We start from the raw sequence: 23,960 nt of genomic DNA, 5'->3' as shown, positions 1-23,960 counted from the left end.
CACTGCGTTCTGATCACTTCGTCCAGGCGGCGGCGGTGTGGTCGAACGGCACCTCTTCGCCCGGCTTGACCGGACCCGGAGGCGTGCCGTCACCGAAGGGCGAACCGCCGAACTTCCGGTCGCGTCCGTGATCGCTGAGCCAACCCGCGAGGTCGGGCCCCTGGGGAACGATCTGCGTCGGGTTCACGTCTTGGTGGACGATGTAGTAGTGCTGTTTGATCTGCACGAAGTCGATGGTGTCTCCGAATCCGGGCGTCTGGTAGAGGTCCCGGGCGTAGCCCCAGAGGTTCTCGAACGCCGTCAGCGGCTGACGGTTGCACTTGAAGTGACCGAAGTAGACCGGGTCGAAGCGGGCGAGCGTGGTGAAGAGACGGACGTCCGCCTCGGTGATGGTCTCACCCATGAGGAAGCGAGACGTGTTCAGGCGCTCTTCGACGATGTCGAGGGCGGCGAACAGACGGTCGAAAGCCGCCTCGTAGGCTGCTTGGGATCCGGCGAATCCGCACCGGTAGACGCCGTTGTTGATCTCCGTGTAGATGTGGCGCATGACCTTAGCCATCTCGTCCCGTGACTCCTCGGGCCAGAGATTCGGGGCGCCCTCACGGTGATAGTCGGTCCATTGGGTGGAGAAGTCCTCGGTGATCTGTGGGAAGTCATTGGTCACGACGACGCCGGTGGGAATGTCGACCATGGCGGGCACGGTGATGCCGCGCGGATAGTCGGGGTATCGGGCGAAGAATGCCTGCTGCAGGCGTTCGATGCCGAGCACCGGGTCGACGCGGCCCGGGTCGAGGTCGAAGGTCCAGGACCGTGCATCGTGGGTGGGGCCGGGCATACCGAGCGAGATGACGTCCTCGAGCCCGAGGAGCCGGCGGACGATGATCGTGCGGTTGGCCCACGGGCACGCACGGGCGGCGATGAGGCGGTAGCGGCCGGGTTCGACGGGCCACTGCGCATCGGGATCGTCGAGGATGCGGTCTTCGATGTAGTTCGTGTCCCGGTTGAATTCCTGTCCCTCGGCCACGTAGCTGGGCGTGTGATCGGTGTCGCCGGACATGGGGTCGCCTCCATCGGATCGGTGAGAATCGGATTCTTCGCTCAGCTTACGACGGGTGCCCCGACCCCGGCGACAGTCCTCGGGATCGACCCCGATAGGGCACGACCTCGACAGAGCCCGACCCCCACCTCGGCGACAGGTCCTGCCGACGATGAGAAAGGCCCGGGCACGAACCCGTGATGGGCTCATGCCCGGGCCCGGACCCCGGCGGTCGTCTCCGATCGGTGCGTGATCGTCGCCGATCAGTGTGCGCAGCGGCTGCCCCGATCAGGCCGATCAGTCCGCGTAGATCGCCTCGATGTCCTCGGCGAAGTCCTTGTTGATGAGGTGGCGCTTGACCGACTGCTTGGCCGAGAGGTAGCCGTTCTCCTCGGTCAGTTCGATCGGCAGGATCGTGAACTTCTTGATTCCCTCGGCGCGCGAGACGGTCTTATTCACCTGCTCGACGGCCTTGGCAACCTCGGCGTGGATCGTATCGTCCGAGGCGGCTTCGCGCAGATCCATCTGCGGCAGGTCATGGTTCTTCAGCCAGCCAGGCAGCATCTCCGAGTCGAGGAAGATGAGGGCAGAGATGAACTTGCGGTTCTCGCCGATGAGCACAGGCTGCCCGACCAGCGGATGACGGCGCAGCACATCCTCAAGCGGTGCGGGAGCGACGTTCTTGCCGCTGGAGGTCACGAGGATCTCCTTCTTGCGCCCGCTGATCGTGAGATACCCGTCCTCGTCGAGGGATCCGAGGTCACCGGTGCCGAACCAGCCGTCGTGGAACTCCTTGGCCGTGGCCTCCGGGTTGTTCCAGTACTCACGGAAGATCGGCACACCCTTGGCCAGGACTTCGCCGTCCGGAGCGATCGCCACCGACACTCCCGGCAGCGGAACGCCGACGGTGCCGATCTTCGACTTCTCGGGAACGTTCACGGTGATCGGTGCGGTGGTCTCGGTGAGTCCGTAGCCTTCTAAGACGATGATCCCGAGTCCGCGGAAGAAGTGACCCAGGTGGGCTCCGAGTGCCCCGCCGCCGGAGACGGCATGGGTGACGTTGTCGCCCATGGCCGCACGCAGCTTCCGATAGACGAGCCTGTCGAAGAGGGTGTGCTGAAGCTTGAGGCCCATCGGCACCTTGCCGGTGTCGAGTGCCTTCGAATAGGCGACGGCGACCTGCTCGGCCCGGCGGAAGATCTTCTCATTGCCGCCGGCCTGAGCGGTGGCCAGCGCAGAGTTGAAGACCTTCTCGAAGACGCGGGGGACACCGAGGATGAACGTCGGGTGGAAGCTGCCCATCGCATCGGTGAGCTTGGTCAGGTCCGACTGGTGGGCCAGCAGGGCACCGTTGTTGATCGCGAGGACCTCGATGAAGCGCGCGAAGACGTGCGCCTGGGGCAGGAACAGCAGGCACCGCATCGCCGTGTCGAGGACGCTGGGGATCTGGTGGCGGGCCGCCTGCCCGGTCTGGACGAAGTTCGCGTGCGTGAGCACACAGCCCTTCGGCTTGCCGGTGGTGCCCGAGGTGTAGATGATCGTAGCCACGGAGTCTGATCCGACCTGGGAGCGAGCGGCCTCAAGCTCCTCATCGGTGATGTCCTTGCCGGCCTCGGCGAGATCGGCGAATGCGCCGTCCTCCCAGACCCTGAGCGCAGGCTCGGGGCGTCCGGCGGCAGCGGCGGCTGCGCGTACCCGATCGGCGTGTTCGCGGGTGGCGACGAGTCCACGAGAGACATCGGCGTCGGTGAGCATCCAGTTCAGCTGTGCTTCGGACGAGGTGTCGTAGAACGGCACGGAGATGCCGCCGGCGTACCACACGGCGAAGTCGCTCAGCGTCCATTCATAAGCGGTGGGACCGAAGATGGCGATCCGGTCGCCGACGCCGATACCCAGGGCGATGAGCCCCTTCGCCGCCGCCTTCACCTCGGCGAGGAATTCAGCGGCCGACAGTTCGAGCCATCCCTCCCCGTCGGGCTTGGCGACCATCGGACGGCTCGGATCCTCGGCAACTGTGCGGAGGAAGACATCGGTGGTCGAGGAGGTGGTATCGACCTCGAAGCCGACGACGGGGGTTGACGACTGCGGCATTGTCGTTGGGCTCATGGGTCTCCTTCGAAGACGTAAGTTACTGCCCGGTTATCTTACAGTTCAGCCAGGTCTCAGTGAAATCGATCACGTTTCCCGGGTGATCCACGCGCTCGATGCCCTGTGAGCAGTCTAACCACGACGGATCAGGGAGTGTTCAGAGTACGATGGACGCAATCCGCTCACACCCGCTCAGCGAAGGAAGGTAATGACGACGAACCCTGAGGAGACCGGTTTCCGCTATGACGCGGCGCTGGCCGAAAAGATCGAGAAGTCGTGGCAGCGCACATGGGAGACGTCGGGGACGTTCCACACCCCGAACCCCACCGGAGACCTCAGCGAGCCCGCTTCCCAGGACACCCCGTCGCCATACAGCCCGCCTGCTGATCTCAGTGAGCGTGAATCCCTCTACATCATGGACATGTTCCCGTATCCCTCGGGCGCCGGCCTGCACGTCGGCCACCCCCTGGGATACCTAGGCACCGACGTCTACGGCCGCTACCAGCGGATGCGCGGCCACAACGTCATGCACGCCCTGTCCTACGACGCCTTCGGACTGCCCGCCGACCTCTACGCCGTCCAGACCGGGCAGCACCCGCGCATCACCACCGATGCCAACATCTCGAACATGACCGAGCAGCTGCGCCGCCTGGGCCTGGCGCACGATGTCCGCCGTCGCTTCGCCACGACCGATGACGAGTTCGTCAAGTGGACCCAGTGGATCTTCCTGCAGATCTTCAACTCCTGGTACGACCCCGAGGCGGACACCCCCGACGGCGAGGCCACAGGGCGGGCGCGCCCGATCGAGACGCTCATCGATCAGTTCGCCTCCGGGGCTCGTCCCACCCCGGACGGCCGCGCCTGGTCCGATCTGTCCGGGGCCGAACGCGAAGACGTTCTGCAGGGCTACCGTCTGGCCTATGTCTCCGAATCCCCGGTCAACTGGTGCCCGGGTCTGGGCACCGTGCTGGCCAACGAGGAGGTCACCGCCGAAGGGCTGTCCGAACGCGGCAACTACCCGGTCTTCACCCGCCGGCTGCGCCAGTGGAACATGCGCATCACCGCCTACGCCGACCGGCTCATCGACGACCTCGACGCCCTCGACTGGCCCAATGCGATCCACGCGATGCAGGTCAACTGGATCGGCCGCTCGAAGGGTGCGCTGCTGCGACTGCCCGTCGCCGGCGACGCGGCGTCCGAGATCGAGGTCTACACGACCCGACCGGACACCCTCTTCGGCGCCACGTACCTCGTGCTCAGCCCCGAGCACCCGCAGGTCGCGTCGCTGACCGGAACGGCTTGGGACGAATCCACGCCCGAATCCTGGCGCGGGCGTCAGGCCACCCCCGCCGAGGCGATCGCCGCCTACCAGCGTGCCGCCGCTGCGAAGACGGACGCCGACCGTCAGCAGAGCCGTGAGAAGACGGGCATCTTCACCGGCTCCTACGCACTCAACCCGGCCACCGGGGATGAGGTGCCGATCTTCGTCGCCGACTACGTCCTGATGGGCTACGGCACCGGTGCGATCATGGCCGTCCCGGCCGAGGACGCTCGTGACTGGGACTTCGCCAAGGCCTTCGGCCTGCCCTATATCCGCACCGTCCAGCCGCCGGCCGATCACGATGAGGACACCCCCTTCACCGGCACCGGCGTGATGATCAATTCCGCGAACGCCGAGATCGACATCAACGGCCTCGACATCACCGAGGCGAAGGCCGCTGTGACGACCTGGCTGGCAGGCAAGGGCCTGGCCACCGAGTCCACGCAGTACCGTCTGCGCGACTGGCTGTTCTCCCGGCAGCGGTACTGGGGCGAGCCGTTCCCGATCGTCTATGACGAGAACGGCACTCCCATCGCTCTGCCGGACGAAATGCTGCCCGTGCAGCTGCCCGAGGTCGACGACTTCGCCCCGCGCACCTACGCCCCCGATGACGCCGACAGCCGACCGGAACCCGCGCTGAGCCGCAACGCCGAGTGGACGAGTGTCGAACTCGACCTCGGCGACGGTCCGAAGACCTATCAGCGTGAGACGAACACGATGCCCAACTGGGCCGGTTCGTCGTGGTACCAGCTGCGCTATGCCGATCCGCACAACGACTCACGCCTCGTCGATCCGGCCAATGAGGAGTACTGGCTGGGTCCGCGTGCCTCGAAGCCGCGCGGCGGTGCCGACCTCTACGTCGGCGGTCAGGAGCACGCTGTGCTCCACCTGCTCTACGCGCGCTTCTGGCACAAGGTGCTCTTCGACCTCGGCCACATCTCGTCCTCCGAGCCGTTCCACCGGCTCGTCAATCAGGGGTACATCCAGGCCTACGCCTACACCGATGCCCGCGGTGTCTACGTTCCGGCCGCCGAGGTGGAGGAGCGCACCGAGAGCAATGGTGAGCTGACGTTCTGGTACGACGGCGCACAGGTCAACCGCGAGTACGGGAAGATCGGCAAGTCGCTGAAGAACTCCGTCATGCCCGATGAGATGTACGACGCCTACGGTGCCGACACCTTCCGCGTCTACGAGATGTCCATGGGCCCGCTGGAGCAGGATCGCCCCTGGGAGACCCGCGCCGTCGTCGGCGCTCACCGCTTCCTGCAGCGGGTCTGGCGCCTCTTCGTCGACGAGACCACCGGAGAGTCCGTGGTCCGCGCAGGCGAGGCCGATGACGAGTCGCTCAAGGTCCTCCACCAGGTCATCGACGGGGTGCGCGAGGATATGGACCATCTGCGCTTCAACACCGCGATCTCTAAGCTCATCGTGCTGACGAACCACGCGACGAAGCAGGGTGGGGCCACTCGTGACCTGCTCGAGCCGCTGACGGTCATGCTCGCTCCCTTCGCGCCGCACCTGGCCGAGGAGCTGTGGGCGCGTCTCGGCTACGAATCGACGGTCACCTACGCCGCATTCCCCGAGGTGGACCCGCGCTACCTCGTCGCCGATACCGTCACCTGCGTGGTGCAGGTCAAGGGCAAGGTGCGCGCCCGCCTTGAAGTCGACCCCGACATCGATGCAGCCGAGCTGGAGAAGCTCGCCCTGGAATCGCCGAACGCCGTCAAGGCACTCGGCGGGGCCGGGGTGCGCAAGGTCATCGTGCGCGCACCGAAGCTCGTCAACATCGTCCCCGACGCGTAAGCTCCGGATGACACATCGCCGTAACACGGAATCTGGGAGACTGCACGAGTAATTGCGGCCATGAGCGCCGAATCACCCCCGACTATGACTGGTGAAAGCATGACGAACGACAGAGCTCAGGACGAGATCCGGCACGCCCTCGGTGTGCGACCAGAGATCGACCCGGCCACGGAGATCGAGCGGAGGGTCGAATTCCTCGTCGACTATGTGCTCACCACCGGGGCCAAGGGGCTGGTGCTGGGCATCAGCGGCGGGCAGGACTCGACTCTGGCCGGGCGTCTGTGTCAGCTTGCTGTGGAGGATCTGCGCCGGCGCGGAGCTCCAGCCGAGTTCTGGGCCGTGCGCCTGCCCCACCACGTCCAGGCCGATGAGCAGGATGCCCAGGACGCGCTGTCGTTCATCCGCGCCGACCATGAGATGGCCATCAACATCGGTGCGGCCACCGATGCCGCCGCCGAGGAGTACGCCACGGCGACGGGTGAGCCGATCACCGACTTCGGCAAGGGCAACGTCAAGGCGCGGATGCGCATGATCGCCCAGTTCGAGCTGGCAGGGGAGAAGCGCCTCCTCGTCGTGGGCACCGATCACGCCGCCGAGGCGGTCACCGGGTTCTTCACGAAGTTCGGCGACGGTGCTGCCGACGTCATCCCCCTGTCGGGGCTGAATAAGCGGCAGGGACGAGAGCTGCTGAGCCACCTCGGTGCTCCCGAGCATCTCATCGTCAAGACCCCGACGGCGGATCTGCTCGACGACGAACCCGGGCAGACCGACGAGTCATCGCTGGGTCTCAGCTACGACCAGATCGACGACTTCCTCGAGGGGAAGGAGATCGAGCCCGCGGCCGCCTCGGCGCTCATCGAGAAGTACCGCCGGTCCGAGCACAAGCGGCGCACACCGGTGGCGCCGACGGACACCTGGTGGATCCGGCACTGACCCTGCCGTGCAGATCGGAAACGCAACCGCCGCCGACGCAATCGTCGGCAGCGGTTGCGTTTCGTGTGAGGGCCGGGGGCAGCCGGTGATGGCTCAGTCGGTGAACGGGGGAGAGCCTGAGACGAGCCCGAGTTCGAGCGCGGTCTGATTGAACTCCCAGCGGGAGGAGACGAATTCGTCGCTGAGGCGCTCACCCCGGCTGCGGGCCTCCGTGTACTCCCGCCAACCGTCTTCACGGGAGTCACCGGGGCGGATCTCGCGAGTCGAGGAATCGGCGGCTGACACCTGAGTCTCCTCGTTGACCCAGATCGAGAGTCCCTCGGCGGCCCGGTAGAGGTTCATGAACGCGGTGTGCGAGCGCGGATTGTCGAAGCTGGACTTCTTGAACTCCTGGCAGAAGGTGTGCAGCGGTTCGAGTTCGTCGATGGCCAGGGTGCCGAAGGTCGCATCGAGACGCAGCGACTGGACGAGGCCGCCCGAATCCGGCAACAGCTCGAGGATCCGACGGGCCCGCCTCTCGTCGGGTAGGAGCTCGACGGACTCCTCGACCGGGGTCAGCCCCAGGGTGTCCATCCGTCCGAGTTCGATGCTGAGCTGCTGACGCAGCGCATCGATCTGGTGCTGGGCACGGCGCCATTCGCCGTGGAACATCAGCAGAGCCGCGATCATGCCCAGGCACAGCACAAGGCCGATGATCCAGGCTGCACCGTGGAGGCCGGGGATCGCGAAGGCCACGATTCCGAGTACGGTGAGCACGGCAAACGTCACGGCCGCCGGTGAGTTGGTGAGGAAATCCAAGAAACGCTTCACATATCCAACCCTACTGTTTCAACCTCCACATATCGTGCAACCGGGTGGCATATAGTGTGGTGCGAAAAGCATGCCTATTCGCAGGAGAGCTCAGCTTGAAGATTTCAGTCATCGGTTGCGGGTATCTGGGTGCGGTGCATGCGGCGGCCATGGCCTCGCTCGGCCACGATGTCACCGGCGTCGACGTCGACGAAGCCAAGGTTGCGGCCCTGACATCGGGTCGGCCGCCGTTCTTCGAACCAGGGCTGAGCGAACTGCTGGTCAAGGCTCAGGACAAGGGTCACCTCGAGTTCACCACCGATATCTCCCGTGCCGCCGAGGCGGTCGTGCACTTCGTGTGCGTGGGCACTCCGCAGAAGCCCGGCGAGTTCGCCGCCGATGTCACCTATGTCGATGCGGCCGTGGATTCGCTGCGTCCGCATCTGACTCCGGCGTCGGTGGTTGTGGGTAAGTCCACCGTCCCCGTGGGCACAGCGGACCGTCTCGCGAAGGTCATCGTGGAGACGGGCGCTGTGATGATGTGGAATCCCGAGTTCCTGCGCGAAGGCCACGCCGTCGACGACACTCTCCATCCGAACCGTCTCGTCTACGGCGTCGCCGAGGGCGCGGACGGGCAGCATGCGGCTGAGGTACTCGATGAGGTGTACGCGACGATGCTCGCCGAGGACACCCCGCGGATGATCACGGACTTCGCGACCGCGGAACTGGTGAAGACGGCGGCGAATTCGTTCCTGGCCACGAAGATCTCCTTCATCAACGCCATGGCCGAACTCTGTGAGGCCTCCGGCGCCGACGTCACCCAGCTCGCCGATGCGATCGGCATCGACGATCGGATCGGACGGAAGTTCCTCAACGCCGGACTCGGCTTCGGCGGAGGCTGCCTGCCCAAGGACATCCGTGCGTTCATGGCCCGGGCCGGTGAGCTCGGCGCCGATCAGGCGGTGGCGTTCCTCAAGGAGATCGATTCGATCAACATGCGCCGCCGTGTGCGCATGGTCGACATCGCCCGCGACGCCCTCGGCGGCTCGTTCATCGGCAAGAAGATCACGGTTCTGGGGGCGGCGTTCAAACCCGACAGCGACGACGTCCGCGACTCCCCGGCACTGGCCGTGGCCCGACTCATCGCCACGCAGGGCGGCATCGTCACCGTCACGGACCCGCAGGCCATCGGCAATGCGCAGCGTTCGTTCCCCGAACTCGGGTACGTCGCCGACACCTCGGAGGCACTGACCGGATCCGATGCGGTGCTGCTGCTGACCGAGTGGAAGGAATACCGAGAGCTTGATCCGGCGGCCACGGCCGAACTCGTGGCCGGTAAGGTCCTCGTCGACGGACGCAATGTGCTCACCCCGGAACTGTGGCGGGGTGCCGGTTGGACCTATCGCGCCCTGGGTCGTCCGTGAAGGTCGGACTCGTCACCGACTCCACGGCGCAGCTGACTGCGTCCGAGCGGAACCGGCTGACCGAGGTCACCGACGGTCTCTTCCGGGTCGTCCCGCTGACTGTGCTGTTGGGCGGCATCGCGTACACCGACGGCGAGCTCGATCCCGGCGTCATCTGCCGACATCTGGCCGACGGGGCTGAGGTCACGACGTCGATGGCCACCCCCGACCAGTTCGCCGTCGCGTTCCGGGAACTCCTCGAGAACGGCGCAGAGGCGATCATCGTCGTCACGATGTCCGGGGACCTCTCGGGCACGCGGGATTCAGCAGTGGCGGCCGCCGCCGACGTGCCCGTGCTCGTCGAGGTCGTCGACTCACGCACCACCTCGGCGGGACTGGCCGGGGCCGTGTCCGTCGCGGCCGCAGGCATCGCCGCCGGCGAGCCGGTGCCATCGATCACCGGCACCGTCGCCGACTGGTGTGCGAGCGAGACCGTGACGATCTTCGCCCCCGAAACCCTCGAATACCTTCGCCGAGGCGGCCGCATCGGAGCCGCGTCCTCCCTCCTCGGTCGGGCTCTGCAGATCGTGCCCGTGCTCGGTCTGAAATCGGGAGTGGTCGTTCCGGTCGCGCGCGTGCGCACCCGCACGAAGGCACTGTCCCGGATGAGCATGATCGCTGCCGAGGCCGCCGCCGACTTCGAGGTCGACCCCGCAGCGCTGCAGGCCGAGATCCAGCAGTCTGAGGGACTCACCGATGACCGGGATGTCGTCGAACTCGACCGGCTGCTGACCTCCCGCGGCTTCACGACGAGCTTCCGCACGCTCTCACCGATCATCACCGCCCACGTCGGTCCCGGCGCCCTCGGCGTTTCGGTGCAGACGAAGCCGTAAGGGGCCGCACTCCGGCGCCGCATCCTGTGGACGTCGCGCCGACTCGAACGTTATGAGCCTGTGGACGCAGAAACGCTGTCCACAGGCGCCGCCGGGACCCTGGTCGTCTACGGGTGTGACTCCTTAGCCTCGCGGGTATGGCAGTGTCTCCGGATGATCGATTCGCCGGCCTTCTCGGCGCCAGTGCCGAACGCGGCGGCTGGGTGCCCGGAGACGTCTTCACCGCCGACTCCTCCGGCGAGGAAGAGGCCGTGGAGCCCCGCCGGGTCCGTCTGCCTGTGCTCGTGGCGGTCGCGATCGCCACGGTCGGCGTCCTCGTCCTCGCCTTCTTCCTGTTCCGCCCCGCATCTTCGCACTCACCCACCGGCACTCAAGCCGGCGAGCAGGCGCACGGATCGGACGGGGCGGACCCGGCGACCGCCTCGGCGGCCTCACCCGCCGGTGGAACCCCCGGGCCAGCTGGGGGAGCGCAAGGAGCCGGTGCCGAAGGCGCGGGCGCAGCCTCGGCAGCCCCGTCCGGCGAGGTCATCGTTCACGTCACCGGGGCGGTGAGGGAGCCGTCGGTGGTCACGCTCAAGGCCGGTGCTCGCGTCCAGGACGCCGTCGAAGCCGCGGGCGGTCTGAGTGCCGGTGCCGATGCCGAGTCGATCAATCTCGCCCGCGTCCTCGCAGACGGTGAGCAGATCCACATTCCGAAGGAAGGAGAAGCAGCACCCGAGGATTCTGCCGCGGATCAGGGCGCAGGAGGCGGCTCGCCAGACGGTGCGGAAGCGGCCGGCAATGGGCCACCAGGGGAGGGAGGAGCACCGGGCGCGGGCGGCAAGATCGATCTCAACACCGCTGATGCGGCGGCCCTCGAAACCCTGCCCGGCGTCGGTCCGGTCACCGCTGAAGCCATCATCGCTCACCGCGAGTCTCAGCCGTTCGCCTCCGTTGATGACTTACTGCTCGTCAAAGGCATCGGGCCGAAGACCTTCGAGAGTCTCAGAGACTTTGTCACCGTCGGCTGAGCCTCGACCGCACGGGGACGGAGAGGAACCCCGATCGCGCTGTCGCAGGCGCACCGGTCGGGAGTCCGGAGCTTGCGGTGGCAGGCGCCTCCGGCGAGACCCCCTCACAGGCTGGGGCCGATGCAGAGACTGGGCGCACCGGTCGGCTGCGTCGATCGGTCGGTGGGTGCGCGTGCAGGTGGGGCTGTGGCCCGGTTCGGTCCGACTCCTGTGCTGCGCGGCAGGACTGTGGGCGACGGCCCTGCTCGCGCCCGGTCCCTGGGCCCTGTTCGCGGTACCCGTGCTCGGAGCGCTCGGGTTCCTCGGGCTGCGCCGGCACCACCATCTCGGCGTGGGACTCATCGTCTTCGCGTGTCTGCTGACGGTTCAGATCACCGCACTGACGACCGTGCGCGGGCCCGATGACACCGTCGAGACGGTCGGCACCGTCATCGGGCACAGCACGCCCGGTGCCAGCGGCTGGTCACGGCTGACTGTGGTCACAGCCGCCGGATTCACCGAAGTCCTCAGCCCCGAGGTCGTCGCCGACGGCTCCCGGGTGCGGATGCTGACCGAACGGCTCGATGACATCCGCATCAGCAGCGATGACCCGCAGGTGGTGCGCGAACCGGGCGGGCTCTGGCAGTGGCGGGAGCGCCTGCGCGACCGACTGCGGGAGGACTCCCTGGCGGCCGGCAACGACGGCGGACGGCTGCTGCCGGGTCTCGTCGTCGGTGACACCGACCCGCAGGACGAACGCATGCTCGACGACATGCGGGTGGTCTCACTCACCCACGTCTCTGCCGTCTCGGGCAGCAATGTCACGATCGTCAGCCTCGGCGCGGGACTGCTCGCAGGTTTCTGCCGGGCGGGACCACGGCTGCGGGTGAGCATCGGGGTGCTCACGTGTCTCGGCTACGTCTTCATCGTCGGCTTCGAACCGAGCGCGATCCGGGCGGCGGGCATGGCGATCGCCGCCGCTGTGGTGTTCCTGCGCGGGGGAGGGATCTCACCGGTCGCGGTGATGTGCTCGACGGCGAGCCTGCTGCTGGCTTTCGTGCCGGTGTTGGCCACCTCGGTGGGTTTCGTCCTCTCCGTCGTCTCCACGGCTGCGATCATGTTCGTCGTGCCCGTCCTGCTGCGGCGGTTGGCGGTGCACGTGCCGTTCGTGCCTGCGGTGCTGATGACCGCGCTCGTGGTGCCGCTGGTCGCGCAGCTCGCCTGCACCCCGGTGCTCGTGGGCATCGACCCGCGCATCGGACTGTGGTCAGTGGCCGCGAACGCCCTGGCCGCACCCGCCGTGCTGCCGGCGACCGTGGCCGGTTTCCTCAGCCTCGTCGCCACGGGACTGGCCACGACGGGCCTGCCCGGACCGGAGTTCGCTGCTGGCTTCCTCGCCTGGCTCGGGTCGTTTCCGGCATGGTGGATCGTCGGAGCCGCCCGCGTCTGTGCGTCGCTGCCCGGTGCCGCGCTCGACTGGCCGAGCCCGCCTGTGGGGACGCTGCTGGCGCTCGGTCTGCTGGCGGTCGCCGCCGTCGGCACCTGGATGCTCGTGCGCCGGCGGATGTGGGGCCTGCCGGTCCTCGTTCTGTGCATCGTGCTCACCGCCTCGATCATCGTCACGATCCGTGCCCGACCCCCAGGACAGGACTGGCAGGTGATCGTCTGCGACGTCGGTCAGGGCTCGGGTGCGGTGGTCAACCTCGGCGAGGGGCGGGGCCTGGTCGTCGACACGGGCAGGGAGTCGAAGCCCATCGACACGTGTCTCGATGAGTCCGGGGTCGACGAATTCGACCTCATGCTCTCCCATTTCGACTCCGACCACTTCGCCGGCTATCAGGGCACGACGTGGGGCAGGACGATCGGCAGAATGTTCGTGTCCGCGAATGTCGCGGGCTCGCCGGAGGCGCGCAGAGTGGCTACGGACACCGGCGCCGCGGTGGTGCCGATCGGTCGCGGGCAGACACTCGGCCTCGGGTCGGCCACGGTGGAGGTGCTGTGGCCGCCGCTGCGCGCGATGATCGGGGAAGAGGACGAGGAGCTGCGCAACGAGGATTCGCTCGTCATCCGCGTCGATCAGGAGGGTCTGTCCACCCTGCTGCCCGGAGACGTGGGGGAGCAGGAGCAGTACGTGCTCGCCCAGAATCTGCGGCCGGTCGACGTGCTCATCGCCCCGCATCATGGGTCCTCGGATCTGGCTGCGGAGTTCTTCACGGCGGCCGCACCGCGGTTGGGAGTCGTCTCCGTGGGGGAGAACAGCTATGGGCACCCGACCACGAAGTCTCTGCGGGCTTTCGGACCTGTCCCGGTTCTGCGCACTGATCGCTGCGGTACGGTCGCGATCTATGCCGACGCTCGCTACAGCACCGGTCACGGCTGCCCGGAGGGCGACGGGTGAGGAAAGGACGGGTGCGGGGGAGCGGACGGATGCGGAAGGGGTGTGAGGGGCAGGGGAGGCCGGCAGGGCTCGGACGGACAGTGGGGGTGGATGGACGGCGGGGCCACCTCGGTGAGTGCCTTCTGTGTCGGTCGTCCGCGATAGGCTGGTGGTCATGGCAGTGAAGAAGACCCTCGTCCCGTGGAGTTCGGCGAAACCGGCCCCGGTCGTGATGATCTCCGGCGGCGAATCGGTGCTCGTGCGCTTGGCCAAGGACAGGATCGTCTCGGCCGCTCGGAAGAAGGATCCCGAGGAGATCGAGTTCGATGCGGCGGGATACCAGGCCGGCGAACTGGCGATGGCCGCCTCGCCCTCGCTGTTCTCCGCCTCGAAGCTCATCATCGTCGACGCCGTGGAGAAGTGTTCGGAGGACTTCCTCACCGATGCCCTCGCCTACCTCGACGAGCCGAACGACGATGCTGTGGTCCTGCTCCTGCACGCCGGCGGCAATCGCGGAGCCAAGCTCGTCAAGAAGATCGACGCCGCGGGCTTTCCCCGCATCGATGCGGCGGTGCTGAAGAACGAGAGTGACCGGGCGAAGTTCGCGCAGAGTCGTTTCAAGGCCGCCAAGCGCCGGATCGATGAAGCGGGCATGGCCGCGCTGATGTCGGCTCTCGGCTCGGACCTGGCCGAACTCAACGCCGGAGTCGACCAGCTCATCGAGGACACCGAAGGCACGATCACCGCGCAGACCGTCGACCAGTACTACGGCGGACGGGTCGAAGCCACCGGTTTCAAGGTCGCCGATGCGGCGGTGTCCGGGGACGCGAAGAACGCACTCAGCCTGCTCCGTCACGCCCTGTCGACCGGTTCGGATCCCGTGCCGCTCGTCGCGGCGGTGGCGATGAAGCTGCGGGGCATGGCCAAAGTGCAGGGTTTCTCCGGATCCAGCGGCGAGCTCGCTTCCGAGCTGAAGATGGCGCCGTGGCAGGTGGACCGGGCCCGGCGGGAGGTGCGCCGGTGGAACGAGGTCGCTCTCGGCCAGTCGCTCATCGCCGCCGCGGAAGCCGACGAGGCCGTCAAGGGCGGCGGTCGCGACCCGGTCTACGCCGTCGAATGGTTCGTCTCCGAAGTCAGCCGCCTAGCCCGCGTCCGCTGACCACTTGCTACCTGACGGCGGCACAGCGCGAGGTTGCTGGGCCGCCGTCAGGTAGCAATTGTGGGGTGGTGAATGAGTGCAGGACCCGATCCGTGATGGATCGGGCCCTGCGCAGCTACAGCCTCAGTCGTCTGCTCAGAGAGCGTTGATCTGCGTAGCCAGGCGCGACTTGCGGTTCGCAGCGTTGTTCTTGTGCAGAACACCCTTCGAAACAGCCTTGTCGAGCTTGCGGGCGGCCACAGCATATGCCTGCTGTGCCTCGTCCTTGTTGCCGGCAGCAATGTTCTCGCGGACGACGCGGACGTAGGAGCGAACCTCGGACCGGACAGCCTTGTTGCGCTGACGAGCCTTCTCGTTCGTCTTGATCCGCTTCATCTGGGACTTGATATTAGCCAATTTCAACACTCTTTCGTGTGAGTACTACATGGTCGTGAGGGCGCATCGGACCGACCTGATCATCTCCGCGGGGAAACACATCGACGACATCGGATCCGACGGCATCTTCACCCGACCTCGGCGAGACACACGCCTTGATGAAGACACAGCTGTTAATGATACAGTCTCCGCGCCCGGGCGGGAAATCCCTGAGCGCGCGAATCCGGCTTCAGCCGGCGATGTTCTTCGCCACGCGGTCGAAGACCTCACGCGGCATGATCGCGCCCTCACGGCGGATCGAATCCGGGTCGAGACGGATGACACGATCGAGCCGGATCTCCGAGGGCCGCCCCTGCGAGTCCCACTCACCCGGGCCGATGTTCATCCAGCGCGCATGCCGATCCTCACGCACCTCGCCGACCCCACCGGGAATGTGGTCCTTGCTGGTGAGCATGAGCGCGAGCACCCACCGACCGTCGCGTCCGACGACGAGCGAGGGACGATCCTTGCCCTGCGAATGATCCTCTTCGAAGGGGACCCACCCCCACACGACCTCACCCGGGTCGGCATCGCCGTCGAGATCAGGGGAATAACTGACCGTGATCGGACCCTCGTAGTCACCCGGATACGAACCGCCGGATCCACCGGCACCGCCCGACTGAGGGGACGGCCTCGCCGAGGTGGCCCTGGCGTCGGACCCGCCCGATCCGGAATCCTGCCCGCGGGCATCGGGTCGACCGGCCTGCGGGCGGTCGCCCTGGGGTGTGCCCCCGCTGTTCTTCTTCGACTGTGACTGGCGCAGGTAGCGCAGGCCCTCGCGGACCCCGATCCTCGCGGCACGATTGACGATTGATCTCCAATTCATGCCCTCAGCCTAATCGAGGCCGGTGAACCGGAGCAGGTGAACGCGCAATGGTGTGCAGACCGCACACACCCTCACGCGCAGACCAGCGTGCCCTCACGCGAAGGGGAGCGCATCCTCACTCGAAGTCGAGGACGGCCTCGACGGGGAAGTGGTCGGACGGGTACGTGCCGTCGACGTTGAACGTGTCGATCCTCGTCGAGAGTGTGCGCAGGCCCGCGGTGGTGAGGATCCAGTCGATGCGCGGCGCACCCGCCTGCGGACCCTTGTACCGGTGAAAGGTGCCGATGTCCTCCCCGGGGACCTCGGCGGCGGTGTCCGTCAGGCCGAGTTCGGCGCAGAAGAGGTTGTAGACGGGGGAACCGGTGGCGACGTTGAAATCGCCGGTGACCACGGAGGGGAAGGCCGCCTCGGCGATGGTCTCGGCCATGATCCGTCCCGACTCCACCCGGGCACGCTCGGACCGGTGGTCGAGGTGGGTGTTGAGCACCCGCAGGCGCCGCTTCGTGACGAGGTCGCGGACGTCGACGGTCGTCAGCGTCCGCGCATGGGAGACGCCCCACGATTCCGAGGCCACGGTCTCGGGCTGTTCGGACAGCCACGAGATGTCGACGGCATCGACGTCGAAGCGATGCGAATCGAGGATCACGGCGGTGAACTCTCCGGCGTTGCCCCCGGAATGGCCTTCACCGAGCCAGATGTACTCCTCGGGAAGCATCCCGATCAGCGACTCGAGCTGATCGAGTTCCCCTTCCTGGGTGCCGACGATGTGGGGATGGGCGCGACGGATGAGCTCGGCGGCGACCGGCAGTCGCTGCGCCACCGGGTGACCGTCCATGGCGGGGTAGCGGAGATTGAAGCTCATGACTGTGAAATCGCTCATACCCCCATCTTCCCCGATCGCGGCCCGTCATGGCGGCATCAGTATGGATTCCGAGTCCGCACACAAGTCATGAAAGAATGAGCACTCCGGTCTGTTCTCAGATCCGATCTGTCAAAGGAAGGGCGTTCATGTCACCTCAGGTGAATAAGGAAGCAATAAAGCGGATCTCACCATCCGCCACCTCACCCGAGCTGATCCGCAATTTCTGCATCATCGCTCATATCGACCACGGCAAGTCGACCCTGGCCGACCGGATGCTCCAGATCACCGGCGTCGTCGAATCCCGGGATATGCGCGCCCAGTACCTCGACCGGATGGACATCGAACGCGAACGCGGCATCACGATCAAATCCCAGGCCGTGCGCATGCCCTGGGAGCACGAGGACACCCCGTACGCGCTCAACATGATCGACACTCCCGGCCACGTCGACTTCAGCTATGAGGTCTCACGGTCACTGGCCGCGTGCGAGGGTGCACTGCTGCTCGTCGACTCCGCGCAGGGCATCGAAGCCCAGACCCTGGCCAACCTGTACCTGGCCATGGAGAACGACCTGACGATCATCCCCGTGCTCAACAAGATCGACCTGCCCGCTGCGCAGCCGGAGAAGTACGCCGAAGAGCTCGCCAACCTCATCGGCTGCGAACCCGAGGACTGCCTGCTCGTGTCCGGTAAGACCGGTGAGGGCGTCGAGGAGGTCCTCGACCGCATCATCACCGACATCCCAGCCCCCGTCGGCGACGCCGAGGCGCCTGCGAGGGCGATGATCTTCGACTCCGTCTACGACACCTACCGCGGCGTGGTCACGTATGTGCGCGTCATCGACGGTTCGCTGTCCCCGCGCGAGAAGATCGAGATGATGTCGACCGGCAGCACCCACGAACTGCTCGAGATCGGTGCCTCCTCACCTGAGCCGAAGGCGACGAAGGGCCTCGGCGTCGGCGAGGTCGGCTACCTCATCACCGGGGTCAAGGATGTGCGCCTGTCCAAGGTCGGTGACACCGTGACCGCGGCGGCAGCCCCTGCGACCCAGGCACTCGAAGGCTACCGTGAGCCCAAGCCGATGGTGTTCTCCGGACTCTTCCCCATCGACGGTTCGGACTACCCGGTGCTGCGTGATGCGCTGGACAAACTCAAACTCAACGACGCCTCCCTGGCCTACGAACCGGAGACGTCCACGGCGCTGGGCTTCGGCTTCCGCTGCGGATTCCTCGGGCTCCTCCACCTCGAGGTGCTCCGGGACCGTCTCGAACGCGAATTCGACCTCGACCTCATCTCCACCGCCCCGTCGGTCATCTACGACGTGACGATGGAGGACGGCACCGAGACCGTGGTGACGAACCCGAGCGAATACCCCACGGGCAAGATCAAGGAAGTCCGTGAGCCGATGGTCCAGGCCACGATCCTCACCCCGAGTGACTACATCGGCGCGGTGATGGAGCTGTGTCAGGAACGCCGCGGCAAACTCCAGGGCATGGACTACCTGTCCTCGGATCGAGTGGAGATCCGCTACCGCCTTCCCCTGGCCGAGATCGTCTTCGACTTCTTCGATCAGCTGAAGTCCCGCACCAAGGGCTACGCCTCCCTCGACTACTCCGACGACGGGCGGGACGCCTCCGATCTCGTCAAGGTCGACATCCTGCTCCACGGTGATCAGGTCGATGCGTTCTCCGCGATCGTCCACCGCGACAACGCCTACTCCTACGGGGTGGCGATGGCCGGGAAGCTGCGCAAGCTCATCCCGCGCCAGCAGTTCGAGGTCCCGATCCAGGCAGCCATCGGCTCACGCATCATCGCCCGCGAGACCATTCGTGCGATCCGCAAGGACGTGCTGAGCAAGTGCTACGGCGGCGACATCAGCCGCAAGCGCAAACTGCTCGAGAAGCAGAAGGAAGGCAAGAAGCGGATGAAGATGGTCGGCACCGTCGAGGTTCCGCAGGAGGCGTTCATCGCCGCCCTGTCCTCCGACGAACCGGAGAAGAAGGACGCCAAGAAGTAAGTGCCAGCACAACCGACCGGCGAGGTTCCCCCGCGTGACGGCTCACTTCCCGCGTCGGCGGGCATCGGAGCCGGTGACCGGGGCTTAAGTCTCTACGTCCACGTCCCGTACTGCCGGGTCCGCTGCGGCTACTGCGACTTCAACACCTACACAGCCGAGGATCTCGGTCCCGGAGCGTCCCGTGAGGACTACCGCGGCAATCTCGCCCGTGAGCTCGATCTGTCGGTGTCGACCCTCGCCGAGGTGGGGGCGGGCAACCGTGAGGTGTCGACGATCTTCTTCGGCGGGGGCACCCCGACGATGCTCTCAGCCGAGGTGCTCGCCGGCATCATGGACGACATTCGGTCCCGTTACCGGCTGACCGCGGAAGTCGAGGTGACCACGGAGGCCAACCCGGACACGCTCGATCCCGCCTACATCGCCACCCTCGCCGGTGCCGGATTCACCCGGATCTCGATGGGAATGCAGTCGGCCGTGCCGCATGTGCTGGCCACTCTTGATCGGACCCATGACCCCGAGAAGATCCCCGAGGTGGCGCGCTGGGTCAAGGACGCGGGACTCGAACTCAGCCTCGACCTCATCTACGGCACCCCGGGGGAGTCGACCGACGATTGGCGGCGGTCCCTCGAGGTCGCCCTGTCCAACGAGGTCGACCACATCTCCGCGTACTCCCTCATCGTCGAACCCGGAACGAAGATGGGCGCGATGGTCAGACGCGGTGAGCTGCCGATGCCCGATGAGGACGATCTGGCCGATAAGTACGAGATCGCCGATGCCGCGATGAGTGCGGCGGGCATGCACTGGTACGAGGTGAGCAACTGGTCGACGGGTCCTGACACCCGGTGTGAGCACAATATGGCGTATTGGCGCAATGCCGACTGGTGGGGCTTCGGCCCCGGTGCGCATTCGCATATCGGGGGAGTCCGGTTCTGGAACGCGAAGCACCCCCGAGCCTGGTCCGATCGACTGCTGGCTGGGGAGTCTCCGGCGATCGGCCGGGAGGTCCTCGACGATGCGACCCGAGAGATCGAACGGATCATGCTCGCCGCTCGCATCGACGACGAGCTGCGCCTCGACTCCTTGGCGGCAGGCAGCGAGCAGGCCGTGCGCACCTTCGTCAAGCAGGGACTGCTTGACCCCGGCGGTGCCGCCGAAGGTTGGTTCCGGCCCACCCTGCAGGGGCGTCTGCTCGCCGACTATATGGTGCGCATCCTCACCGAATACGTCTGAACAAGGCAAGCGCCTGAACGGCTTCGTCCGAGGGAGAGAACGAAACCGAGCCGCTCCCTGGGTTCGGAAGCGGCCCGGAGACGACGATGAGCCTGGAGGCGCTGCTCGGCTCCATCGTCGATGCTGCCATCGGCGATCGGAGCCTGAGGGGAAGTCCTATTTGACGAGCTGGATGCTCATCGGAACCTTGTAGACCTCTCCCTTGTTGGCTGCCACAGCGGCGATGATCATGAAGACGAGAGCGACGATCCAGATGACGAAGTAGAGGATCGCGCCGAATCCGAAGGTGATCACCGCGAAGATGTCCGCAACGATATAGGCGATGATCAGTGTCAACTGGAAGTTCAGCGACTGGCGGGCCTGCTCGCGGATGAACGGCGACTCGTCCTTCTTCACGAGGAAGACGATGAGCGGGACGATCCACGCGGTGAAGATCGCTCCGACCTGTGTCCACGTCGATGTGGAGCGTTCGGACGGCGACGGCTGCCAGAAGCCTGCCGAACCGGGTCCGTAGGCCTGCGGAGGTAGGGCCCGCGAATCGAACGCCCTGGTATTCGCTGCCGACCCCGGGCCGTAACCCTGCGGGCCGCGGTAACCCTGCTGGGAGCCGTACGCCTGCTGGCTGCCGTATACGGGCTGCGATCCGTAGGCAGGCTGACTGGCTGGCTGCTGTGAACCGTACTGCGGCTGGGATCCATAGGACTGCTGCGCGTTCGGCTGCTGAGACTGCGGTTGCGAACCCGGCTGCGAACCCGGCTGAATATATGGCTGCTGGGGCCCCGACTGTGCGGAGTAGTCCGGAGGCATCGGCTGTGCTCGGTTGTCGTTCGGCTGCTGGGGGTTGTCCGACATTAGCGTCCCTTCTCACGTGTGCGTCACACCACACTAGTCCAGTCACTCCGCCGGAGAGTGTCTCCGCGGTGAACGAGGGTGAGCGCTTGTGCGGTGTCACGAGCAAGATTACTTGACGAACTGGAAGACCAGGGGGATCTTGTAGCCCTCTCCGCGGTTGGCCGCGATGCCGGCGATGATGTAGAAGACCGTGTACACGAGCGGGATGACCAACGCGCCGAAGACGATGAACATGCCGAGCCCGAAGGTGATGAAGGCAAGGACGAAGCCGATGACCATGAGGACGATCATCGCCGCCGTCGTGGCGATCGTGTTCGTGATCATGGCGTTGAGGCCCTGCCGGGTGTGCTCGCTGACGAACGGCGACTCGTCCTTCTTCACGAGGAACATGATGAGAGGCAGGTATCCGAAGAGAAGGGTACCCAGATGCGACCACATCGCGGTGGTCCGCTCCCGCTCACCGGCCATCCAGAACAGCTCGGAACCCGGACCGTACGCGGCGTCGGGAAGTGCCTGAGAATCGAAGAGCGCGGGATTGACGCCAGGCTGGGGCGGACCAAAACCTGACTGCTGCCCATGATTCGGCTGTCCGTACGGCGGCGGCTGTCCATACGACGGCTGCCCATAGGGCCGCTGCGGGCCCTGTGACGGCTGGGGCCCGGCGGCTTGCCCGTAGTTCGGCGGCATGGGGCGGCCGCTGTTCGGCGGTTGGGGGTTGAACGACATGATGGTCCTTTCACTGCCTCTGTCGTTTCACACTATCCCAGCGCCGTGTGCCGAGACATGCCGAAAAGACCCGATCGTGTTCCAACTCGGCAACACGTCTGAGCAACACGTCTCAGCCGACGGTGACGAAGTCGATGAGCTCCTCGACGCGTCCGGACAGAGTCGATTCGACATCGGCGATCGTGCTCACCTTCCCGAGGATCCGCACCCACCCCCGGGCGACATCGCGATGATCGGCATGCGGCCAGCCGATGCGCCGCAGGATCCCGGTCTTCCAATCCTCCCCGCGGGGTACGACCGGCCACTCCCTGATTCCGACCACATGTGGTTTGACCGCCTGCCAGATGTCGACATACGGGTGGCCGATGATGTGGACGACGTCGCGGTAGCGGGGGTCGGCACGCACCGCCTCGGCGATCTTCGATTCCTTCGTCCCGGTCACCAGATGATCGGCGAGGACCCCCACTCGGTGATCCTTGTCGGGGCCGAAGGCCGCGAGCTTGTCGGCGACATCATCGAGACCGCCCAGCGGTTCGACGACGACGCCCTCGATGCGCAGATCGTCGCCCCAGATCTTCTCGACGAGCTCTGCATCGTGCTTGCCCTCCACCCAGATCCGGGAACCGAGGGCCACGCGGGCCTTCGCCCCTTCGACCGCACGCGATCCCGAAGCGGTACGGCCCGGCGTGGTCGGCTTCTTCTTCGCGGGCAGGCGGACGTCGACAGGCTGGCCCTCGAGCAGGAACCCCGGCCCCAGCGGAAAGGCGCGCACTTTCCCGGCTCGATCCTCGAGGTTGACGACGACTCCCGCGGTGGTCTTCTCGGCCCCGACCACCGCGCCGACGTACCCGCTCATGGCGTCTTCGAGCACCATCCCGAGCCCGAGTTCGACGGGTCGGGACTTCTTCGGTCGGTGCGAGGAGGGGGAGCTGCCGGAGAGGACGTCGGGTCCGTAGCGATCGAAAGCATTCACGCTCACCCACGATAATGGGCAGGCGGCGAATAATCCCGGCGCCCCACCGAGGCGTGCCGGACGACGGACTCCCGAGGCGTGCCGGACGGACACACTGGACGCGTGCCGGACGGCACACCCCCAGACATGAAATCGACTGACAAGAAGCGTAGAATTGGCACTCAGTGCTAACGAGTGCCAAAAGTGTGGGGAGGTCAGCGATGAACGACAGCAGGAGAGCGCAGGTGCTGCGCGCCATCGTCGAGGACTTCGTCGCCACGAACGAACCCGTCGGTTCGAAGGCCATCGTGCAGCGACACACGCTCGGGGTGTCCCCAGCGACGATCCGCAACGACATGGCCCAGCTCGAGCAGGACGGCTACATCGCCCAGCCTCACACCTCCGCCGGTCGGATCCCCACCGACCTCGGCTATCGGATGTTCGTCGACCGCATCGACGAGTTCAAACCGCTCACCCAGGCCGAACGGCGCGCGATCTTCCAGCTCATCGACGGCGACGTCGAACTCGATGAGATGCTCGACCGCACCGTGCGGGTGCTCTCGGGCCTGACCCACCAGGTCGCCCTGATCCAGTACCCGACGGTGTCCCTGGCCCGGATCAAACACATCGAGATCGTCGGGCTCGCACCGAATCGCGTCCTCGTCGTCCTCATCACCGACGCCGGTCAGGTCGAGCAGAAGACCGTGACCGTGACACAGGGACTCGACGACGACGGGGTGCGTGCGCTGCGCGACCGGATCAACGTCGAGTTCTCCGGCAAGAAGCTCTCCCGCGTCATGGCCGAGGCTGGCACTTCGTCACCGACGCCGACCGGCACCGAGGCTGCCCCCGCAGACGCCGTCGAGTCCGGCAACGCCGAGGTGGAGAAGATCCGCGCAGCAGTCGCCGACCTCGTCGCCGCGACCCGAGAGGACCGCCTCATCATGGCGGGCACCGCGAACCTCGCCCGGTCCGGACGCGAATTCGGAGAGCAGATGGCCCCGATCCTCGAGGCCTTCGAGGAACAGGTCGTGCTGCTCAGACTGCTGACCTCGATGGCTGAGGACCAAGAGGAGATCAGCGTGCGCATCGGACGTGAGAACACTCACGAATCGTTCAGTTCGACATCGGTCGTGGCCGCCGAATATGGTCATGACGCAGGTTCCTCGGCCCGCCTCGCGGTGCTGGGACCGACGCGGATGGACTACCCGACAACGATCTCGGCCGTCAGGGCAGTGGCGAAGTACGTGTCCTCGCTGCTCGATCGAGGATGAGCCGACACCGCACCGAAC

General features: G+C 66.2%; 19 protein-coding genes. 10 read left to right on the top strand and 9 right to left on the bottom strand.

The window, feature by feature from the left end:
- Nucleotides 1–13: 13 nt before the first annotated feature.
- Together GUY23_RS10720 and GUY23_RS10715 are read right to left on the bottom strand one after the other, a co-directional pair.
- Complete coding sequence (locus GUY23_RS10720; RefSeq protein ID WP_166972198.1) at nucleotides 14–1,057, bottom strand: glutathione S-transferase family protein; 1,044 nt, start codon at nucleotides 1,055–1,057, stop codon at nucleotides 14–16.
- A 276-nt stretch (nucleotides 1,058–1,333) separates the two neighbouring features.
- Complete coding sequence (locus tag GUY23_RS10715) at nucleotides 1,334–3,142, bottom strand: AMP-dependent synthetase/ligase (protein WP_166972196.1); 1,809 nt, start codon at nucleotides 3,140–3,142, stop codon at nucleotides 1,334–1,336.
- 190 nt (nucleotides 3,143–3,332) lie between these two features.
- Between GUY23_RS10715 and leuS the strand changes: the two genes are divergently transcribed.
- Both leuS and nadE read left to right on the top strand, forming a co-directional pair.
- Nucleotides 3,333–6,248 carry a leucine--tRNA ligase gene (gene leuS, locus GUY23_RS10710; protein ID WP_166972194.1) on the top strand — a complete coding sequence of 972 codons (2,916 nt, stop codon included), beginning with the start codon at nucleotides 3,333–3,335 and terminating at the stop codon, nucleotides 6,246–6,248.
- A gap of 99 nt (nucleotides 6,249–6,347) precedes the next feature.
- Nucleotides 6,348–7,181, top strand: a complete 834-nt coding sequence (nadE, locus tag GUY23_RS10705; protein ID WP_166972192.1) for an ammonia-dependent NAD(+) synthetase — start codon at nucleotides 6,348–6,350, stop codon at nucleotides 7,179–7,181.
- Nucleotides 7,182–7,274: 93 nt separating this feature from the next.
- Here the strand turns inward: nadE and GUY23_RS10700 are convergent, their stop codons facing one another.
- The gene (locus GUY23_RS10700; protein ID WP_228282216.1) at nucleotides 7,275–7,991 is read right to left on the bottom strand and encodes a hypothetical protein; all 717 of its coding nucleotides are present in this window, start codon (nucleotides 7,989–7,991) and stop codon (nucleotides 7,275–7,277) included.
- A gap of 95 nt (nucleotides 7,992–8,086) precedes the next feature.
- Between GUY23_RS10700 and GUY23_RS10695 the strand changes: the two genes are divergently transcribed.
- The 5 genes from GUY23_RS10695 (at nucleotide 8,087) to holA (ending at nucleotide 14,791) form a co-directional block, all read left to right on the top strand.
- The gene (locus GUY23_RS10695; protein ID WP_166972190.1) at nucleotides 8,087–9,394 is read left to right on the top strand and encodes a UDP-glucose dehydrogenase family protein; all 1,308 of its coding nucleotides are present in this window, start codon (nucleotides 8,087–8,089) and stop codon (nucleotides 9,392–9,394) included.
- Nucleotides 9,391–10,266 carry a DegV family protein gene (locus GUY23_RS10690; protein ID WP_166972189.1) on the top strand — a complete coding sequence of 292 codons (876 nt, stop codon included), beginning with the start codon at nucleotides 9,391–9,393 and terminating at the stop codon, nucleotides 10,264–10,266. Before GUY23_RS10695 ends, GUY23_RS10690 begins: the two co-directional genes overlap by 4 nt.
- A 137-nt stretch (nucleotides 10,267–10,403) precedes the next feature.
- Nucleotides 10,404–11,276, top strand: a complete 873-nt coding sequence (locus GUY23_RS10685; RefSeq protein ID WP_166972187.1) for a ComEA family DNA-binding protein — start codon at nucleotides 10,404–10,406, stop codon at nucleotides 11,274–11,276.
- A 166-nt stretch (nucleotides 11,277–11,442) separates the two neighbouring features.
- Nucleotides 11,443–13,653 carry a ComEC/Rec2 family competence protein gene (locus tag GUY23_RS10680; RefSeq protein WP_228282215.1) on the top strand — a complete coding sequence of 737 codons (2,211 nt, stop codon included), beginning with the start codon at nucleotides 11,443–11,445 and terminating at the stop codon, nucleotides 13,651–13,653.
- Between the two features lie 154 nt (nucleotides 13,654–13,807).
- On the top strand, nucleotides 13,808–14,791 hold the full coding sequence (gene holA, locus GUY23_RS10675; protein WP_166972183.1) for a DNA polymerase III subunit delta: 984 nt from the start codon (nucleotides 13,808–13,810) through the stop codon (nucleotides 14,789–14,791).
- Nucleotides 14,792–14,926: 135 nt separating this feature from the next.
- Here holA and rpsT read toward each other — a convergent pair whose 3' ends face one another.
- The 3 genes from rpsT to GUY23_RS10660 form a co-directional block, all read right to left on the bottom strand.
- The gene (gene rpsT, locus GUY23_RS10670) at nucleotides 14,927–15,187 is read right to left on the bottom strand and encodes a 30S ribosomal protein S20 (protein WP_166972181.1); all 261 of its coding nucleotides are present in this window, start codon (nucleotides 15,185–15,187) and stop codon (nucleotides 14,927–14,929) included.
- Between the two features lie 208 nt (nucleotides 15,188–15,395).
- Nucleotides 15,396–16,031: a type II toxin-antitoxin system PemK/MazF family toxin gene (locus GUY23_RS10665; protein ID WP_166972179.1), complete on the bottom strand. Its 636-nt coding sequence runs from the start codon at nucleotides 16,029–16,031 to the stop codon at nucleotides 15,396–15,398.
- A gap of 115 nt (nucleotides 16,032–16,146) precedes the next feature.
- Entirely contained in the window at nucleotides 16,147–16,911 is a 765-nt protein-coding gene (locus GUY23_RS10660) for an endonuclease/exonuclease/phosphatase family protein (RefSeq protein ID WP_166972177.1), read from the bottom strand.
- Between the two features lie 128 nt (nucleotides 16,912–17,039).
- Here GUY23_RS10660 and lepA point away from each other — a divergent pair, with 128 nt between their 5' ends.
- Nucleotides 17,040–18,908: a translation elongation factor 4 gene (gene lepA / locus GUY23_RS10655; protein WP_228282214.1), complete on the top strand. Its 1,869-nt coding sequence runs from the start codon at nucleotides 17,040–17,042 to the stop codon at nucleotides 18,906–18,908.
- Nucleotides 18,909–20,138 (top strand): radical SAM family heme chaperone HemW, encoded by a 1,230-nt coding sequence (hemW, locus tag GUY23_RS10650; RefSeq protein WP_166972175.1) that lies wholly within the window; start codon nucleotides 18,909–18,911, stop codon nucleotides 20,136–20,138.
- 156 nt (nucleotides 20,139–20,294) lie between these two features.
- Here the strand turns inward: hemW and GUY23_RS18785 are convergent, their stop codons facing one another.
- The 3 genes from GUY23_RS18785 to GUY23_RS10635 all read right to left on the bottom strand — a co-directional run bounded on the left by GUY23_RS18785 (nucleotide 20,295) and on the right by GUY23_RS10635 (nucleotide 22,695).
- A complete protein-coding gene (locus tag GUY23_RS18785; RefSeq protein ID WP_166972173.1) occupies nucleotides 20,295–20,990 on the bottom strand; it encodes a DUF4870 domain-containing protein in 696 nt (231 codons plus the stop codon).
- Nucleotides 20,991–21,098: 108 nt separating this feature from the next.
- Nucleotides 21,099–21,716: a DUF4870 domain-containing protein gene (locus tag GUY23_RS10640; protein ID WP_166972171.1), complete on the bottom strand. Its 618-nt coding sequence runs from the start codon at nucleotides 21,714–21,716 to the stop codon at nucleotides 21,099–21,101.
- A gap of 112 nt (nucleotides 21,717–21,828) precedes the next feature.
- Nucleotides 21,829–22,695 (bottom strand): DUF3097 domain-containing protein, encoded by an 867-nt coding sequence (locus GUY23_RS10635; protein WP_166972169.1) that lies wholly within the window; start codon nucleotides 22,693–22,695, stop codon nucleotides 21,829–21,831.
- A gap of 194 nt (nucleotides 22,696–22,889) precedes the next feature.
- Here GUY23_RS10635 and hrcA point away from each other — a divergent pair, with 194 nt between their 5' ends.
- Nucleotides 22,890–23,942, top strand: a complete 1,053-nt coding sequence (gene hrcA, locus GUY23_RS10630) for a heat-inducible transcriptional repressor HrcA (RefSeq protein WP_166972167.1) — start codon at nucleotides 22,890–22,892, stop codon at nucleotides 23,940–23,942.
- The last annotated feature ends 18 nt before the right edge of the window (nucleotides 23,943–23,960 follow it).

Source organism: Brevibacterium atlanticum (genome assembly GCF_011617245.1).
GTDB classification, from domain to species: Bacteria; Actinomycetota; Actinomycetes; order Actinomycetales; family Brevibacteriaceae; genus Brevibacterium; species Brevibacterium atlanticum.
This window is presented reverse-complemented; position numbering and strand designations above follow the sequence as displayed.